General features: G+C 37.4%; 10 protein-coding genes. 6 read left to right on the forward strand and 4 right to left on the reverse strand.

Annotation, left to right across the window (positions count from 1 at the left end):
- Window positions 1–1640 precede the first annotated feature (1640 nt).
- Both AC3DU7_RS08240 and AC3DU7_RS08245 read left to right on the forward strand, forming a co-directional pair.
- Window positions 1641–2852, forward strand: a complete 1212-nt coding sequence (locus AC3DU7_RS08240) for an HhoA/HhoB/HtrA family serine endopeptidase (RefSeq protein WP_488038869.1) — start codon at window positions 1641–1643, stop codon at window positions 2850–2852.
- Between the two features lie 769 nt (window positions 2853–3621).
- Window positions 3622–5247 carry a hypothetical protein gene (locus AC3DU7_RS08245; protein WP_488038870.1) on the forward strand — a complete coding sequence of 542 codons (1626 nt, stop codon included), beginning with the start codon at window positions 3622–3624 and terminating at the stop codon, window positions 5245–5247.
- 153 nt (window positions 5248–5400) lie between these two features.
- On the opposite strand, the gene AC3DU7_RS08250 is transcribed toward AC3DU7_RS08245, so the two are convergent.
- Both AC3DU7_RS08250 and rd read right to left on the reverse strand, forming a co-directional pair.
- Complete coding sequence (locus AC3DU7_RS08250) at window positions 5401–6636, reverse strand: BaiN/RdsA family NAD(P)/FAD-dependent oxidoreductase (protein ID WP_488038871.1); 1236 nt, start codon at window positions 6634–6636, stop codon at window positions 5401–5403.
- 94 nt (window positions 6637–6730) lie between these two features.
- On the reverse strand, window positions 6731–6895 hold the full coding sequence (rd, locus tag AC3DU7_RS08255) for a rubredoxin (RefSeq protein WP_488038872.1): 165 nt from the start codon (window positions 6893–6895) through the stop codon (window positions 6731–6733).
- A gap of 777 nt (window positions 6896–7672) precedes the next feature.
- Here rd and AC3DU7_RS08260 point away from each other — a divergent pair.
- On the forward strand, window positions 7673–8773 hold the full coding sequence (locus AC3DU7_RS08260) for a CAP domain-containing protein (protein WP_488038873.1): 1101 nt from the start codon (window positions 7673–7675) through the stop codon (window positions 8771–8773).
- A gap of 73 nt (window positions 8774–8846) precedes the next feature.
- Here AC3DU7_RS08260 and AC3DU7_RS08265 read toward each other — a convergent pair whose 3' ends face one another.
- Window positions 8847–9236 (reverse strand): hypothetical protein, encoded by a 390-nt coding sequence (locus AC3DU7_RS08265; RefSeq protein ID WP_488038874.1) that lies wholly within the window; start codon window positions 9234–9236, stop codon window positions 8847–8849.
- 57 nt (window positions 9237–9293) lie between these two features.
- A complete protein-coding gene (locus AC3DU7_RS08270) occupies window positions 9294–9578 on the reverse strand; it encodes a hypothetical protein (protein WP_488038875.1) in 285 nt (94 codons plus the stop codon).
- Between the two features lie 342 nt (window positions 9579–9920).
- On the opposite strand from AC3DU7_RS08270, the gene AC3DU7_RS08275 reads away from it, so the two are divergent.
- The 3 genes from AC3DU7_RS08275 (at window position 9921) to AC3DU7_RS08285 (ending at window position 15226) form a co-directional block, all read left to right on the forward strand.
- A complete protein-coding gene (locus AC3DU7_RS08275) occupies window positions 9921–10577 on the forward strand; it encodes a polysaccharide deacetylase family protein (protein ID WP_488038876.1) in 657 nt (218 codons plus the stop codon).
- An 849-nt stretch (window positions 10578–11426) separates the two neighbouring features.
- Entirely contained in the window at window positions 11427–14186 is a 2760-nt protein-coding gene (locus AC3DU7_RS08280) for an S-layer homology domain-containing protein (RefSeq protein WP_488038877.1), read from the forward strand.
- Window positions 14187–14329: 143 nt separating this feature from the next.
- Window positions 14330–15226 (forward strand): PhnD/SsuA/transferrin family substrate-binding protein, encoded by an 897-nt coding sequence (locus AC3DU7_RS08285; protein WP_488038878.1) that lies wholly within the window; start codon window positions 14330–14332, stop codon window positions 15224–15226.
- Window positions 15227–15506: the final 280 nt, after the last annotated feature.

Below are 15506 nucleotides of genomic sequence, written 5' to 3' on the forward strand. Positions count from 1 at the left end.
CGCCGACGCGGGATCTGACCGCTTGCGTCTGTCGCCGACGCGGGGTCGCACCGCTTCTTCCCTCTTCCTTCTTTCTTACTTCTACCATTTGTAACAAACATTTATCACCCTTGGTATAACAGGATTTGGTATCATTGGAGATTAGATTCTATACTTGATATAATTTTATTTCTATTCGTTAACAATACGATAGTTTATTGCAAAAAAACAAAAATCAATTTATTATTTTACTTTTTCCCAGAAAATGTATGCCTGATTATGTAGAAGTATAATGATATTAGTAGACTAAGATTGCTAAATTTTAATGCCAGAAGCTAAGGTCTGAGTATAGTTAAGCATCTCAAACTCCCATCTAGATTTTGTTATCTTTCATCCAAGTGCAACAAAACTAAAAATAACCCTAACACTAGTGGAATTATCAAAATTACATACATAAAATGACCGAATAATGAATAATTCAATAATTCAATAATTCAATAATTCAGGTTTAAAGCCTCCCCTTTCCAGGGTAAAAAAATAAATTTTCTCCTTTTATTCAATCCTCTTCCTTTTAGAGAGAGGTAATTATCAATTATCAATTATTGAAAAATACTTCCACCTGAAAGACATATTAATACAAAATCTTTATGAATGTGATGCTTTGAAGAAAATACTGAAAATTAATGAATCTATCCCACTATTTTTAACAGACTTATATATTTAAGTAAAATTTGTTTAAAAAGCTTAATTTTTCGTTTTTAACTCTCAAAAGATGTAAGATTTTTGCTAAAAATCTTATTACTGGGATAGATTCATATCTTTTGATATATTTTAAACCAGTTAACAATAAATAAGATAAAAGTCTTAAATTTGGTTTTGACAACAATCTGATGACTTAACTCAATATTAGGTAACTTATAATTTGATAAATATAGTAGGGCATTACAAATTTTTATTTATCATTAAATATCGGGAAAAGACCTGGAGCATAAGGTAAGTTGGCGTGACTGTTGAATCCCGACCAGCAAAAAAATTAATTAGGAGGTTCTTTCTATTCAAAATATTCTTTGAGCTTTTCAAGTGGCATACTACTACAACTCGAAATTGAATATAGCGGTTTTCAGTACATCAACGATCTCTCTAAATCCCCCTTATTTTAAGGATAATTCCGGTTTCCCCTCTTGTTAAGCTATCCCTTATAAGGAACTCCTGAAAAGCTTGTGGGGAAGATAGAGAAGATAGGGAGGAAAAATTCTATCTGCAGTTATCAGAAACATGTATTTTTCAATACACTTTTCTCCCAAAAAAGCCTTTGAGATGCTTATGCATAATTTATCTATTTTGTCAAACTTGATGTTAAGTAAAGATGTTTATAAAGCATAGCTTGTCAAGAGGGGTAGTGGGGGATATCTCCAGCAGTGTATCTCACGCTTACTGAGAAATATTATATCTACTTGTCCAAAGCGCTTTCTTAGCCCAAGAAACCTTTTTAGTGGGACTTAGACAAAAATTATACAAAATAAAGTACTTTGGCGTTGAGTACTTCAAAAGTCCTTAAATTACATCAACAATCGAATTACTTTTGTTAATCTGAAAGAGGCCAATTCTACTCCTCTTACCTCTTAAATATCTATTCTAAAAAATTATTTCGCAGGAAGAAAATGACTTTATCCTTCAAACAATTGACTTTATATTTTTCCCTATTATCTATTGGTGGTGGCACAGGATGGTTGGGTCATCGTTATATCCAAGCCAAAGGTTTAACCATAGACTCTAATGTAATACCTGTAGTCAAACAACAACCAACAGATTACCCGTCACATTCAAATTCCCAAAATGCTGTACTTGAACCAACTAACTATAACTTTATTGCTCAAGCAGTAGAAAAAGTAGGTCCAGCAGTAGTCCGTATAGATGCAGCTAAAAAGTTAACAACTCAAGTTCCAGAAGCTTTTCAAAATCCCTTATTTAAACGTTTCTTTGGGGAAAATTTGCCTATACCAGAAGAGCGTGTTAAACGTGGTACTGGTTCTGGGGTAATCATTAATTCTAATGGTCGCTTAATTACAAATGCTCATGTAGTTAGTGGAGCTGATACAGTGAAGGTGACTCTGAAAGATGGTCGAGTTTTTGAGGGTCAGGTTAAAGGTGTAGACTCACTCACAGATGTGGCTGTAATAGAAATTGAGGCCACAGGTCTACCAGAAGTGTCCATGGGCAAATCAGAAAAATTAATTCCGGGACAATGGGCGATCGCTATTGGCAATCCTCTCGGTTTAGACAATACTGTGACAGTAGGAATTATCAGTGCTATTGGCCGTAGTAGTTCTCAAGTAGGTATTCCAGACAAACGAGTCCGTTTTATTCAAACAGATGCCGCAATTAATCCTGGCAACTCTGGTGGGCCACTTTTGAATAGTCGCGGTCAAGTAATTGGTATCAATACAGCTATTAGAGCTGATGCCCAAGGATTAGGATTTGCTATTCCGATAGAAACTGCAAAAAGAATTGCGGATGAGTTATTTGATAATGGGAAAGTAGAGCATCCATTTTTAGGTATTTCAATGGTCGATTTAACGCCGGAAGTGAAAGATGAAATTAATAAACGACTAGAAACGAATATTGAGCAAGACCAGGGTGTTGTGATTATGAGAGTTATAGAAGATTCTCCGGCATCTAAAGCTGGTTTGCGTCAAGGAGATGTAATTCAGAAAGTAGGTGGAGTGGCAGTTAAAAGTCCAGTAGAAGTTCAGCAACAGGTAGAACAAAGTTTAGTTGGAGAGGATTTAGCTGTAGAAGTAATTCGTAATCGTAAGATTGCTAAAATTCTCGTGAAACCTGATACTTTTCCCCTTTCAGTCGAATCGGAATGAACGAAGGCAGTGGGCAGTAGGCAGTAGGCAGTAGGGAACTCACCCCTAACCCCTCCCAGGAGGGAGGGCTGTTTCATTCTCAATAGACACGGGGACGCACCAGACACGGAGACACGGGGATGGAGGCTTTTAAGAGGCGTTGAACTAAATATTTTCTCAGAGTTTAACGACGCTTATTGGCTGAAAAATCGGCAAATTTTGGTAGATTTCACTATTCCACTATCCCCTCATCTCCTGTTCTCTCTCAATCGTTAACTTACGAGACTTTGAAACAGCCCTGCTCCCAGGAGGGGAAAGAATTGATAATTTTTGTGTGAGAATTGATTTTCTTTTTGGTTTTTGGAGATGTCTAATAGACATCGGGTGAAAAAGACTAAACTTTTTGCAGAAGTAGGCAACAGTTCAATAATTGATAATTGATAATTACCTCTCCCTAAAAGAAAGAGGATTGAATAAAAGGAAAAAATTTATTCTCTTGGTCGATTGGATATGGCGTTCGCGAAGCGTCCCGGAGGGAACGGAGACTTCGCCATCCCACCCTACGGGAAGCTGCGCTTTTCGCGCCAGCGTTGCAAAGCAAACGACCGCTTTTTTCTCCTTGAAAGGGGAGGATTTTTACCTAAATTATTGAATTATTAATTCTTCGGTAACAGGCAATAGAGAATAGGGAATATATAGGAAATAAAGTATTTTTGCAAATATGAGATGCACCCACTTCTTCCTTCTTCCTTCTTCCTTCTTCAGCAAATATCAACTAAAATCATAAATTATGACAACTATTATTACCAGCTCCCAGTTAGAATTGACATTAACAGAAGTCGCAGGCACAATATTTTCTATTACTGGTAATGATACTTTTATTTTGACGGCGGACAATGGTCAAAACTTCTTTGTTGACCTCATAGATGAACTAAATACTTCAATCTTAGGCTTACAAATTGGTCAATCAATCACAGTAACAGGATTTGTAAATGTAGAAGATAATCGATTAAATCTAATTAATACTATTCTGATTAATGATGATTCGACCAGACCTCCACCACCAATTTTCGGACAACAAACTATATTTGGAACTGTTGGTTTTGTAGTGGACGATAGCCAATTTATTTTGAATTCTAATGGTCAAATATACTTTGTTAACTTATTAGATGAATTTAATGCCATAGCTTTAAATTTACAGCCAAATCAACCCATCGCAATTTCTGGAACTGTAACTCTAGAAAATGGCAGAATAGATGTTAATAGTACCAGTATTATTGATGGTGTAAATATTCCTACTCCACCTCCTTTTATACCAGACGGTCAATTTCCACCAGGTTCCATTATTGGTAATAATACTCCTCAGTTTATTCAAGGCACTCCTAACAATGACACCGTTTTTGGACTAGGTGGTAATGATACAATTGATGGGCAAGCAGGTGATGATAGTTTGTTTGGTAGTCCTGGGAGTGATAGTATTTTTGCGGGGATAGGCAATGACACTATTTTTGGCAATGAAGGAGCTGATACCATTAATGGTGAAATAGGAGATGATAGTATTCTGGGCAACATCGATAACGATCTTTTAGGTGGTGGTGAGGGCAATGATACTATCTTGGGTAATGAAGGTAGTGATGAAATAGATGGGGGTGGCGGTGATGATAGTCTGGTCGGCAATTTGGGTAGTGATAGTATTTTTGGCAATGACGGTAACGATAGTATTGATGGGAATGAAGATAGCGATCGCCTTGATGGTGGAATAGGGAATGATAGTCTTTCTGGAAATGAAGGTAATGATAGTATTTTTGGCAATGATGGTAACGATAGTATTTTGGGTAATCGAGATAATGACCGTCTGGAGGGAAACTCAGGTAATGATACTATTCGTGGAGGCAAGGGTAACGATATAGTTGATGGTGGTTTTGATTTTGATTTCATTTTAGGAGAGTTGGGTAATGATGAGTTGAGTGGGGGAGAATCTGAAGATGTAATATTTGGCGGTAAAGATAATGATTTTCTTGATGGTGGTGGTGGAAATGATACCCTAAGTGGAGATTTGAGTAATGATACTATTGTTGGTGGCATTGGTGATGATTTGATTATTGGTGCAGGTCGTCAGTCTGGAGAAAATGAGATTGATTTTTTGACGGGTAGTGCAGGTGCTGATACATTTGTTTTTGGTAATAGTGATGTTGCTTTTTACAGTAGTGCAGGTAGTAGTGATTATGGAGTAATTACTGATTTTGATAATCTTGAAGGTGATGTAGTTATTACGTTTGGTGGTGATGGAGTTGTGTTGAGTCCTTCTTCGATAGAGACTCAAGGAGGTACTGGAGTCTTTGTGGATGGGGATTTAATAGCTATTTTTATTGGTGTTACGGAATTGGAAGTTCAAAGTGGGTTGATTTTGATTTAGCAAAGAATCAGGAGTCAGGAGTCAGGAGAAGACTGTTCATTTCTTCCCCCACTCCCCCCACTCCCTTACTCCCCCACTCCCCTACTCCCTTACTCCCTCACTCCCTTACTCCCTCACTCCCCCACTCCCTTACTCCCCCACTCCCCTACTCCCCTAATTCCTAACCTTCATCCCTTGACCTGCTAACCATCCAGTTGTCCATGCACTTTGAAAATTAAAACCTCCTGTAACTCCATCAATATCTAATATTTCACCAGCAAAATATAACCCCTGACAACAACGACTTTCCATAGTTTTAAAATTAATTTCTTTCAAACTCACCCCACCACAAGTAACAAATTCTTCCTTAAAAACCCCTTTACCCTGAACTTGATATTTACCTTGAGTTAATTCTAAAATCAACTTGTTAATAGCTTTCTTTGATAACTCCGCCCAACGTTTTTGCGGGTCAATATCCGCAGTTATAATTAAACTTTCCCACAAACGACGTGGTATAGAAAACGGACAACTATTAACGATCGCCTTCTTTTCCTGAGTCTTGAGTGCTAATAACTGTGTTCGTATATCCTCTGAGTTAAGGTCGGATAACCAATTAATCAATAAATTAGCTTTATAGTCATTTTCATGGAGAAATCTTGCACCCCAGGCGGATAATTTCAAAACTGCCGGGCCACTTAAACCCCAGTGAGTGACGAGTACAGGTCCGATTTGTTTTAATTTAGCTGTCGGCAGTTGTAAACAGACATTCTCAACCGAAATACCTGCCAACTCCTGGAAGCGCGAATCAGAAATCTTGAAAGTAAATAGAGAAGGCACAGGTGCTATAACCTGATGACCCAATGCTTTTGCCCAACGATGACCAACGGAACTACTGCCAGTTGCTAAGAGCAGGCGATCGCATTCCACAATCTCTCCCGATTTTAATGTGATTTCAAATAAATTATTATCCCCCACTGTTGACTTTCGTGTTACAGAAACCACTGCTGCACCCGTGCGAATATTTACCCCTTGGTCTAATGCCACCCTAGTTAAACACTCAACAATTGTAGCAGAATCATCGCTAGTGGGAAACATCCGCCCATCTGCTTCTGTTTTTAACTGTACCCCTCTCGCTGTAAACCATTCTACAGTATCACGGGCCTGAAATTGACTAAATGCACCCCGAAGCGCTTTACTCCCCCTGGGGTAATTTTGAACAAAAATTCCTGGATCGAAGCAGGCGTGAGTAACATTGCAACGACCACCACCAGATATACGAACTTTAGCCAGAGTTTGTCGGCCTGCTTCTAAGATAGTGACATTAGTGTGGGGGGTGCTACAGGCGATCGCTCCAAAAAAACCTGCCGCTCCCCCACCTACAACTACAATTTTAAGAGGTGGGAAAAACATTTTATGTATATTATAACAGTCGAAGCATAACTTAGAACATTACTAAAGGAAAACTAAGTCAGAGATTAATTATGACTTGCGCGTAGCGCTATAGTTACTCTTCAACTGGTTCAAAATCATCTTTGTCTACTCCGCAAACTGGGCAACTCCAATCATCGGGGATTTCTTCAAAGGGTGTTCCTGCTGCTATTCCTGAATCTTCATCTCCTTCTTCTGGGTCATATATATATCCACAGGCATTACATACATATTTTTTCATTTTACTCTATTCCTCTCTAATAGTTCACCTGGATTTTACAAGCTTGTGGGTTAGAGGTTCCACTGTTAGGTTGCAAAGTTTTGTTAACTTTTTAGGTTGTCCTACCCACGTAATGGTGAAAATATATATTTTTAAATTTCTTCCCAAGCTTCTCACATTCCCCTCCCAGGAGTAGTAGGGGTAGCTCCTCAAACTCCTCACACACTCTCTACCATTACTATGCAACACCACGACTTTTTGATGGTCTTTTACTCACTTTGGTCTACTTTGACCAAAGCAAGAATGTTTTCCGGAATGTCTGTACTGTTAATTGTAGTTTTGGCTTTGTGATTTATCTATCTAAAAAATGGGAGATGAAGGGGGAATTTCAGTTATCAGTTATCAGTTATCAGTTATCAGTTATCAGTTATCAGTTATCAGTTATCAGTACCTTTGCAATAAGGAGGCAAGAAAATACGGAATTCTGTTTTTTATCCCCTTAAAAGGGGAGACTTTAGACCACAATTTCTCGGTAATTTTTACTACTGTCTTGTGACTCTTTATCTTCCAGATATCTAATATATGTGTTTTTACAGATGTATAAATTTAATTTGAATTTGTGACAATTACTAATTGTTAAATTAAATCAGCTTTGACCAGAATTTAATTCTAACAGGACTTACGCAAATTATTGACAATACGCTATCTGTAAGGGGCAATGCCATTCGCCTCTACCAGATATGACGGTTCTGCGTAAGCCCTGTCTAAGTAAAAAAAAACTAATAAAATAGGTAACAAATGGAAACTGAACTCACGCCTAATGGCAATAACTTACTCGCCACCGATAATGCAGAAGCGATCGCTCTTTCCTCTGGGGAACTTACTAATTTTCCCGACGGTTTAGCTGCTCTTAGTGGCAATGATACAGTTACGGGGTCTTCAGACTCAGAAGTTATCATGGGAAACCGGGGTGAAGATAACCTTGTTGGTGGAGGAGGTAACGATACTTTAATGGGGGGTAAAGACGATGACACAGTAGAAGGAGGCAATGGTAACGACTTAGTCCGTGGCGATCGTGAATCTGATGTTGTAAGAGGGGGCAATGGTGGGGATAGTTTATTTGGAGGCAAAAATAACGACCGCCTCTTTGGCGACGAAGGTAATGATGTTTTATTTGGCGATCGGGATAATGATACTCTCAGTGGTGGTTTGGGGCAAGATACTCTCAATGGTGGAGCAGGTAGCGATGTCTTTGTATTAGAAAATGGTGCAGGTGTGGATGAAATAGCTGACTTTGAAAATGGTATCGATATCATTCAACTACCTGATGGTTTAAGTTTTGACAACATTAGTTTACAGAGTAGTCAGCAAAACACTGTGATTATTGATCGCCTCACTGGAGAAACTATAGCGCAAGTAAATAATGTATCTGCAGGGAGTCTCAGCAGCGCCAATTTCTTATTTGAAGAGGGTTCAAATACTGAAACAGATAATCAAAATTTCGTTAATAGAGTTGTTGAACTAACCAACCAAGAGCGTACCCAGTTGGGTTTATCTCCCCTGAGTATAGATCCATTATTAGGTCAGGCAGCGCAAACTCACACAGAAAATATGGCACTACAAGATTTTGTTGAGCATACAGGGTTAGATGGTTCGTCGGCAGGCGATCGCATTGAAGCTACAGGTTATGATTTTTCAGCTTGGGCAGAAAATATTGCGGCAGGGCAGTTGACACCGGAGGAAGTAGTAGAAGGATGGATGAATAGTCCCGGACATAGCGCCAACATTCTCGATCCAAATTTGCAGGAAATTGGTGTTGGTTACTATTTATTAGAAAACGACACTGGTAACGTTAATTTCAACCATTATTGGACGCAAGTATTTGGAACACCTTTGTAGAGGGAGTGCTGTGTTGGGCAACTTCCATTTGACCCTGTTTATCGTATTTGTAGAGGTAGTCAAAGGAGTTATCTTAGATGGTATCACCCCAGATGTCTTCAACAGAGACCAAATTCCAGGCAATGGGATAACGGGATTGCAGTAATGTGTCATTAGAGTTATGAGATAAAGCAGATTCCCCTGACCAATTACCCCATCTTACTTTCCACTGGATTGGGTTTTGGCTCTCTGCGTTACCACCATAAAAGTAGCTTGTTCCATCATCCTTGACTAACTCCCAACGTTCAAACTGTTGGTAGTAGAGAATCTGACTGAAATCATATTGGAAGGACTCAAAGACATTTCCACCAGGGAGTACCTTGAGATTTGATTCCTGATTTTCAACATTGAATACTCTTTGATTAAGGCTATCAGTAATTATCCATTCATAGCCAACAGTTACTAGCCCTAAATAAATCAACATTTTACTACTTGGCTATGAAACATTGATAATTGCAGATGAGAAATTGTCAGCCATGTTTTATTCTGAATCGCACTCGGCAATAACCAATACAGTTACCTCTCCATCGGCATGCTTATCGCCGTCGTTTTCCATGGTACAGGTAGCGGAAACACTAACACTATTTCCGCTTATACTTTGCATGCTGGCTTGTACATCAAGAGTCTGTACTTTACCGTCAGTATTACCATATGAAACTTTATAACCTTGAACTGCAACGGAGGCACTGAGTACAGTACTTCCAAAATCAACTGTTCTAGTCTCTCCAGAAATAAGAGTTACAACTTGAAATCTTGTATTAGCCATGGCTATTTACTTTTTTATAAAAATCCTACAAACTATATTGTATTATGGGAACTAAGAAATTCGATATTTCTTAACAAAGATTTTATTCTCTTCAAGACTTAGCCAAAGATACAAGATATAGTTTACCGGGGTTGATGACTTTTTCTGATGATGATTCATGTATCTCTTTGTGTTACATTGTGAAGTGCGGAATGTGGGTTGATCAAAATAATTGGGTTACGCAACCCCATCTTTTAAGACGAAATGTTTTTGGAGAGTTGCTCAAATCCACTACTTCCCCTCCTGGGAGGGGCGAGGGGTGGGTTAACTTCTGACTTTTAACTTCTAACTTCTGACTTCATTATGGCACTAGCACCTTTATTTCCTATTTTACATCCAATATTAAAATCAGCTTTTCCTAATTGTTTATGGCAAGGAAATACACAGAAATCAGAAATTACTCTTACTTTTGATGATGGACCACATCCAGAAAATACACTTCAATTATTAGAAATTCTAGATAAGTATCAGATTAAAGCTAACTTTTTTTGGTTAGGTATATGTATAGATAGTTACCCAGAAATAGCTAAAGCTGTATATGAAAAAGGTCATTGGATTGGTTTACATGGCTACGAACATATATCATTTCCTAAACTAACTCCTATTCAACTTAAATCTAGTTTAAAAAAAACACAGCTTTCTATTTATAATGCTTGTGGATTAGAAGAAAAATTAGTTTGTGATGTTCGTCCTCCTAATGGTGTATTTCTACCTCAAACTTTAAAGTTATTACAAGAATGGGGATATCGAAATGTTATGTGGAGTGTAGTACCTGAAGATTGGGTTAGACCAGGAATTTCAGTAGTAGTTAACCGAGTAGTTCAGCAAACCTCTAATGGTTCTATTATTGTTTTGCATGATGGATATTATGGCGGTCAAGATGTGGCAAAAATAGTTGCTGAAATAATTCCGATTTTACTAGAAAAAAATTACGAATTTATTACTATAGACAAAATGTAGTAGACAAATATAGCGCTCCGCGCAAGGCAAAAGTCAAAAGTTAAAAGAAATCCCTGACACTTGTTTGATACTTTATAAATGTCCGCACCCTTTGTTTCGACTGCTATAAAACAGATATAATTAAGTAACCAATAATTTTAAGGAAAGTTCATTAATGGATAATTGATAATGGATAATTGATAATTACAAGAAGGTTAAAACCGCTACGGAATTGAACATAAGGAAATATTATTTCTTCTCTTGGTCGATTGGATATGGCGAGGAGACCGGCTCTTGCAGAGCAGATCCGAAGATCGCCATCCCACCCAACGGGTGCGCTGCGAAGATAGACCGCTTTTTATCCCCTTAAAAGGGAAGGCTTCAAGGCGCGAATTATTTAATTATTAATTATTAATTACTAATTATTGGGTAATTGTTAATTATTAATTGTTGAAATAAGCCTTTTATCGTAATCCCACTCTAAACATTTTCAAGAGCACCTACTGTTTGATTGACAAATGTCTAATAGATATCTGCAATAATAAAAAATAAACTCAATTATTCCACATCAATCATCAATTATTTCTCCCTACTACTCCCTCTTTTCTAGAGATGTCTAATAACAATGGAACTAAATATAATTTTCTTTGGTCAAAGATAAAATAAACTGGCTAGAATAAGTGTAAGTATTTTCTGCAGAATGCTGCGTAAACGGCCGTCAGCTATTAGCTAGCCTCATAAGGTCGGAACTGCGGACTTCAGCTATTAATTTTTGGAAAGGTAAAAGCAACCTTTGAAATTAAGAAATAATAAAAAAGTTACTGCAAAAGTCTCATTTTTTTATAACTCAAAAGTGGTGGAGGAAAATTAATGATAAAAATTTATAAATGGTATCCAGTCGTTGCTTTAGTAGTAGCATTAACTACCATAATCAATCCCAAATTATTTGACCATAAAATTATAAAGCCAGCACTTGCTCAAACAACCTTAAAAGATATACAGAATCATTTTTCTCAAGCTTGTATTGAAGATTTATTAGACCGAAAAATTATATCTGGTGACTATGAAAATCAAACATTTCGCCCTAATGCACCCGTAACTAGAGCAGAATTTGCTGCAATGATTACTAGGGCTTTTCCAAATTCAAAATTAGTACGCGATCCGGTTAAATTTGTAGATGTGCCTCAAAATTATTGGGCTTATAATGCAATTCAAAAATCTTATGAAATGGGTTTTCTATCCGGATATATTGGCAAAACTTTTAACCCTACTCTCAAGATTACAAGATGGCAAGTATTAACAGCTTTAAGTGAAGGATTAAATTATCGAACAAGCGCATCTGTAGAACGAAATTTAAACGCAATTTTTGAAGATGCAGAAGCAATTCCTGAAGAGGCAAAAAAATCTATTGCCGCAGCAACAGCACAAGGTATTGTTGTAAATTATCCAAATGTTAGGAAACTAAATCCTAATCGAGATGCTACTCGCTCAGAGGTGGCTACTTTTCTCTGTCAATCTATTGCAAATACTGAAACAAATAATGATGGTTTAGTTTCTCAAGTCCCCTCAGAATACATTGCCAAAATTGAGATAAATACTCGCTCAACAACTACCGCCACTGCACCAGAAAATACTCCTGAAGATATAGGAACTACGGCAAATAATAACTCAGAAACTACTGCACCACCTGCTACAGAAGATACAGAACCACCAGGAATCGTAGAAAGATTTGGTAACGGTAATTTACAAGCAGAAATTATTTACGAACAAGCAAATAATACAGATTTAGTAAGTAACTTAAATCTGAAAATTATCAGAGATGGAGAAATTATTTTAAATGAACCAATACCAGTTAAATCTTTAGTAAATGACTCAGAATCTGATACTGAAATAGAAGTATTAGCAGGTAAATTCGTCAAAGTACAATTACTAGACTTAGATGGAAATGGAGAATCAGAAGTATTAGTAGATTTAATGACTATAAATAATAGTGATGTTGTATTTGATAGTGGTACATATTCATTCATTTATCTCTACGAACCAACACGAAATAAATATTCTATGTTGCGTCATTTCTGGGGAAATGTAAATTATAGACTCACAGATTTAGATAAAGATAATATTCCAGAATTCAAAAGTGTTGATAGTAGATTTGCCAACATATTTTCTAATAGAAATGATGAAAGATTTCCCATTCGTATTTGGCAGTATCGTCAAGGAGAAATGTTAGATGTTACCAAGCAATATCCAGTAGAAATAAATACTAGCGCTTCAGAACTTTGGCTAGAATTTTATCAGCGTTCTAGTAAAAATCAAAATGTCAAAGGAGTTTTGGCAGCTTATCTAGCAAATAAATATTTGTTAGATCAAAAAGAAGATGGTTGGAAATTAATAGAAAAGGTTTATCAAAAAAGCGATCGCGAAGTATATTTTAATAATTTGCGCCAATTTTTAACAGATAAAGGTTATGATAGCGACCGACAAATTAGCGGAAATGTAGTTGTACCTGAGAATTCTGCTACAGAAAGTCAAGAAACCGTTACCTTTGCAACTAATGAAACAGAAGAAACTGCACCTCAAGCAACTATAGAAAATACAGAAACACCCATCACACTTCCACCAGAAACAACAGAAACAGAAGATAACGCTGAAACACAAAAACCCGAAACTTCACCCCAAACAACTAGAGAAACAGAAAATACAGAAACGCAGCCAGATATTAGTAATGATCTAATTCTTGCACCAAGGTTAGTTCGCTCTCTATCTAATCAACAACCAGATTCTGCTTTCCCTGTAAGTATTAGTTTTGATGGAGAAATATTAGCTAGTAGTCGTGGTCAAGATATCCAACTGTGGAACTTGCAAACAGGCGAATTGCTAGATACTTTATCCAGTCATCAAGCTAATGTGCGCTCAGTAGCAATTAGTCCAGATGGAAAAACTCTAGCAAGTGGAAGTGGAGATGGCACAGTGAAATTGTGGGATATTCCCACAGGAGAAATGCTCGTCAGTTTTTTGCATTCTGGCGTAGTGACTGCTGTTGGTTTCACTGCTGATGGTAGGGCAGTCATAGGATGCAGCGCCGATCGCGGAATGAAATCTTGGAATATTTATACAGGGCGACTACTACACAGGATGAATGGCTCTCAACCTATTGCTTTTGGTGCTGGTGGCCTGCGCATGGCAGCTAGTGGAGGGCCGAGATTTATTCGACTTTGGAATGCAGAGCAAGGGCAACTATTGAAAAATCTTGCTATACCCAATACAAATAATAATGCTGGCATAGAAGCGATCGCTTTCAGTGAAGATGGGCAAACTATTGCTCATGCTATGAAGGGAGAAAGTAAAATTTTAGTCTGGGATGTGGAAACCTGGAAAGTACGTTATACTCTAGAAAAACATTCTCAGGCAATTAAGGCGATCGCAATTAGTCCAGATGGAAAAATACTGGCTAGTAGTAGTGAGGATGGTAATATTAATCTGTGGGATCTTGGTACTGGAAAATTGTTGAGAAGTATCAAAGGTGATGGTGCAATTGTTTTTAGCCCAGATAATAAAAAACTTGTAAGTGTTTCACAAGATAATATTATTCAGCTCTGGCAAATTTATGGATCTGCGATCGAACAATAAGATTAATGATCGTGAGAGTAGGGAAAAACCGAAATACATCCTCTTTCTTTCAAAAAGTGTTTTAGTCCCTAATGCGGAGCTGATAGTGATAGCTTCTTTTGCGTAAGTCCTGATATAATTTTAATAAACAAATAAAAAAAACTATGTTTAGACGCTATTTTATTAAGTATATTCTCTTCTTTATTGCTGGTTGTACTACAGTGACAAACAATCAGCGTAGCAACTCTAATAATTCTCTTCTTAAGAAAAAAGATAAACTGTTATTTGCAGTGAGCGATGCTGAAGGTATGGCAGAGTTGCAGAGTGAGTATGGAGCCTTGAGAAATGCTTTGACAGAGGTGTTAGAAACACAAATTGAATTTTTTCCCGTTGATAACTTTGTGGAGGCAGCAGCTTCCCTACAGCTAGGCTCAGTAGATTTAGTTTTAGCAGGTCCATCAGAATATGTAATCGTTAAAGCAAGAACAAATGCTGTACCCATTGTTGCTCTAACCCGCCCTAATTACCGTTCTATTATTGCTATTCGTGCAGATAGCGAAATCGATTCACTAGCAGACTTAAAAGGCAAAAAAATTGAGCTAGGTGAGATAGGTAGCACAGGAAATTATATAGGACCAATTAAAATGCTGATAGATGCTGGATTAGACCCACAATCCGATCTCATAATTTTTAACTCAAAAGAATATCAGCTAAAAGCATTAAAAAATGGAGAGGTTGATGCCTGGGGAAAAGTTTGGCACAGATACCAAAGTTCCCTGGAAAAAGAGAGTTTATCCCAAAGCGATTATCCCCTAATTGCCAAGAGTGAGGCGCTTCCCAATGATGTATTTATTGGTAGTAGCAAACTCGAACCAGCCTTAATAGCAGAAATTCGCGAGCGGATGCTGGAAAATCAAGCCCAACTGTTGCAAGCTATTTTCTCTGTGCCACGTTTTGCTTCTAAGTTCAAAGGTGCTACCTTCGTTCCCGCTAACGACAGTGATTATAACATAATTCGCGAAGTGTATAAAGCTATGGGAGAAGAGAATTTTATTAAGTAATTGGGAATATACATAGAACTTACCCATAAGGTACGAAAAACTAGGGTTTGAGATAGCTTTTCTGTCAGTCGCAATGACGCAAATACCTTGTACTTCGTAAGTATTGAAGAAGACAGAAGGAACTTCTCACAAGGAGATTGAGACCCCTCCTGAAAAGGAGCCACTGAATGGAGTTGCTGTGAGGGATTTAAACCCTTGATATCATATCCGGTTGAATAATTAGGACTTGCTGATTAAACCTAAATGTCTTTACTGATATTGGTTTTAGCCTTTTTGGGTA

This window comes from Okeania sp. (assembly GCF_983059655.1).

Excerpts from the sequence above, each read along its gene's own strand:
- AC3DU7_RS08240 (WP_488038869.1), top strand. The coding sequence starts at position 1,641 with ATGACTTTATCCTTCAAACAATTGACTTTATATTTTTCCCTATTATCT.
- AC3DU7_RS08285 (WP_488038878.1), top strand. The coding sequence starts at position 14,330 with ATGTTTAGACGCTATTTTATTAAGTATATTCTCTTCTTTATTGCTGGT.
- rd (WP_488038872.1), bottom strand. The coding sequence starts at position 6,895 with ATGAAAAAATATGTATGTAATGCCTGTGGATATATATATGACCCAGAA.
- AC3DU7_RS08260 (WP_488038873.1), top strand. The coding sequence starts at position 7,673 with ATGGAAACTGAACTCACGCCTAATGGCAATAACTTACTCGCCACCGAT.
- AC3DU7_RS08245 (WP_488038870.1), top strand. The coding sequence starts at position 3,622 with ATGACAACTATTATTACCAGCTCCCAGTTAGAATTGACATTAACAGAA.
- AC3DU7_RS08280 (WP_488038877.1), top strand. The coding sequence starts at position 11,427 with ATGATAAAAATTTATAAATGGTATCCAGTCGTTGCTTTAGTAGTAGCA.
- AC3DU7_RS08275 (WP_488038876.1), top strand. The coding sequence starts at position 9,921 with ATGGCACTAGCACCTTTATTTCCTATTTTACATCCAATATTAAAATCA.
- AC3DU7_RS08265 (WP_488038874.1), bottom strand. The coding sequence starts at position 9,236 with ATGTTGATTTATTTAGGGCTAGTAACTGTTGGCTATGAATGGATAATT.
- AC3DU7_RS08250 (WP_488038871.1), bottom strand. The coding sequence starts at position 6,636 with ATGTTTTTCCCACCTCTTAAAATTGTAGTTGTAGGTGGGGGAGCGGCA.
- AC3DU7_RS08270 (WP_488038875.1), bottom strand. The coding sequence starts at position 9,578 with ATGGCTAATACAAGATTTCAAGTTGTAACTCTTATTTCTGGAGAGACT.